The sequence below is a fragment of the Salipiger sp. genome (genome assembly GCF_059781815.1).
Genome location: NZ_JBYNAH010000390.1, coordinates 1 through 2,068, shown reverse-complemented (window position 1 = coordinate 2,068; position 2,068 = coordinate 1). Strand labels below are relative to the sequence as shown.

Sequence of the window (2,068 nt, the reverse complement as noted above, 5' to 3'; positions counted from 1 at the left end):
AGCATCGCCATCTGCAGGATCTCGTTGCGCTTCTTCTCACCGCCGGAGAAGCCGACGTTGACCGGGCGCTTCAGCATCTCGGCGTCGATCTTGAGGCTCTTGGCCTTCTCGCGGACGACCTTGAGGAACTCGGTCGAGTTCATCTCTTCCTCGCCGCGCGCCTTGCGCTGGCTGTTCACCGCGGTGCGCAGGAAGGTCATGTTGCCGACGCCGGGGATCTCCACCGGGTACTGGAACGCCAGGAAAAGGCCCGCCGCGGCGCGCTCTTCGGGCTCCATGTCGAGCAGGTCCTCGCCTTCGAGCTCGGCCGAACCGCCGGTGACCTCGTAGCCGTCCTTGCCCGAGAGCACATAGGACAGGGTCGACTTGCCCGAGCCGTTCGGGCCCATGATGGCGTGCACCTTGCCGGCCTCGACGGTGAGGTCGACGCCCTTGAGGATCTGCTTGTCCTCTTCTTCAAGTTTCACTTGCAGGTTTTTGATTTCCAGCATGTTTTTCTCCTGTCGGCCGCGGGCCGATCTTCCTCTTTCCGGCCTCAGGGCCGCATCGTCAATTGCATGATCCGCAGCAGGCGCTCCGCCGGGAACGGCTGCGGGGTGATTTCGAACCGGGCCATGCGGCCGGTCATTTCGGGGCGGCCGAGGAACTCCTCGACCTTGTGATAGTGCTTGCGCTGCGCGTAGTCGTCGAAGAGCAGCGTCAGCGGTTTCTTGGACAGGAAGGCCGCGGCCAGCGCGCAGCCCTCGCGAAAGCGCCCGTCCACCAGCACCACGTCGGGCTGACGGAACTCGGGCAGCTCCCAGACCTCGAGCGGGTAGCGCATCCAGCGTCGCCACTCGCTGTCGTCGACCGGGTGGCCCCACTCCTTGGTGGCGCCGATATCCGACCAGATGACGTCGATCTCGGTGCCCTCGGCCGGCGGGTTCTCGGCAAACCAGCGCCGCATCATCTGCGCCCAGTCCCGGTCGCTCTCCACCGCGAAGACGGTGCGCCCCGGCACTTCCGAGGCCACCACGGTCGAGCCGCCGGTGCCGTATTCGAGGATCACCTCGCAACGACCATAGGTCTCGCGCAGCAGCGCGGCCTCGGGCTCGGGCATGGTCAGCTCCGGGCGCGTTATGGGCGCGGTCGTGCTCACTCGATCACCACCGCCGTGCCGGAGGCCGAGACCATGAGCATCGAGTTGCCGACCACCTCGTAGTCGATATCGACGCCCACCACGGCATTGCCACCCACTGCGGCCGCGCGCTGTTCGAGCTCGCTGAAGGCGACCTCGCGGGCGTCCTGCAGCTTGCGCTCATAGGCGCCCGAGCGGCCGCCGACGATGTCGGTCACCGAGGCGAAGAGATCGCGCACCACGTTGGCACCCATGATCGCCTCGCCAACCACCACGCCCTTGTAGGCGGTGATGCGATGGCCCTCGATGCTGTTGGTCGTGGTCACGATCATCGTTTCTCTTCAGCCCCTTGCAGGTCAAAACTCAGACGGCGGTGAAGTACTTCATCGCCATCATGACGAGCATGGCGAGCCCTGCCGCCGCGCTCGCGGTGAGCAGGACCGAGCCGCCCAGAAGGCCCTCGGTCTTGCCCTTGCGCTTGCGGATGCCAAGCCCGATCAGCACGCCGATGAAGACACCGATGCCGGCGCCGAGCGACTGGATGGCGAGTTGCTGGATCATCTGCGATCTCTCCCGAGAGGGTGGGCCTGCGGCCCACCCGTGCCCAATGTCAGCCCACCGAACCTTCGAGCGAGATGGCGACCAGCGCCTGCGCTTCCATGGCGAACTCCATCGGCAGCGCCTGCAGCACTTCCTTGCAGAAGCCGTTCACCACCAGCGCCACGGCCTCTTCCTCGTCCATGCCGCGCTGGCGGCAGTAGAACAGCTGGTCGTCATCGACCTTGGAGGTGGTGGCCTCGTGCTCGCAGCGCGAGGAGTTGTTCTTGACCTCGATATACGGAACCGTGTGGGCGCCGCACTTGTCGCCGATCAGCAAGCTGTCACACTGGGTGTAATTGCGGCTGTCCTTGGCTTTTGGGTGCATGGACACAAGACCACGATAGGTATTCT

5 protein-coding genes are annotated in these 2,068 nt (G+C 65.1%); all 5 read right to left on the bottom strand.

Annotated features, from left to right (window positions below):
* On the bottom strand, nucleotides 1-491 hold a 491-nt coding region (gene sufC / locus AC6RA4_RS25090), incomplete at its 3' end, for a Fe-S cluster assembly ATPase SufC (protein ID WP_500164985.1).
* Nucleotides 492-535: 44 nt separating this feature from the next.
* Nucleotides 536-1,099, bottom strand: a complete 564-nt coding sequence (locus AC6RA4_RS25085; RefSeq protein ID WP_500164983.1) for a hypothetical protein — start codon at nucleotides 1,097-1,099, stop codon at nucleotides 536-538.
* A 35-nt stretch (nucleotides 1,100-1,134) separates the two neighbouring features.
* Nucleotides 1,135-1,449 (bottom strand): heavy metal-binding domain-containing protein, encoded by a 315-nt coding sequence (locus AC6RA4_RS25080; RefSeq protein WP_500164981.1) that lies wholly within the window; start codon nucleotides 1,447-1,449, stop codon nucleotides 1,135-1,137.
* Nucleotides 1,450-1,480: 31 nt separating this feature from the next.
* Nucleotides 1,481-1,678, bottom strand: a complete 198-nt coding sequence (locus AC6RA4_RS25075) for a hypothetical protein (RefSeq protein ID WP_500164979.1) — start codon at nucleotides 1,676-1,678, stop codon at nucleotides 1,481-1,483.
* Nucleotides 1,679-1,727: 49 nt separating this feature from the next.
* A partial coding sequence (locus tag AC6RA4_RS25070) for a SufD family Fe-S cluster assembly protein (protein WP_500164977.1) occupies nucleotides 1,728-2,068 on the bottom strand: 341 nt, incomplete at its 5' end.

What these genes read in the sequence shown, in the direction of transcription:
- AC6RA4_RS25085 (WP_500164983.1), bottom strand. Translation starts at nt 1,099, where the DNA reads ATGCCCGAGCCCGAGGCCGCGCTGCTGCGCGAGACCTATGGTCGTTGC.
- AC6RA4_RS25080 (WP_500164981.1), bottom strand. Translation starts at nt 1,449, where the DNA reads ATGATCGTGACCACGACCAACAGCATCGAGGGCCATCGCATCACCGCC.
- AC6RA4_RS25075 (WP_500164979.1), bottom strand. Translation starts at nt 1,678, where the DNA reads ATGATCCAGCAACTCGCCATCCAGTCGCTCGGCGCCGGCATCGGTGTC.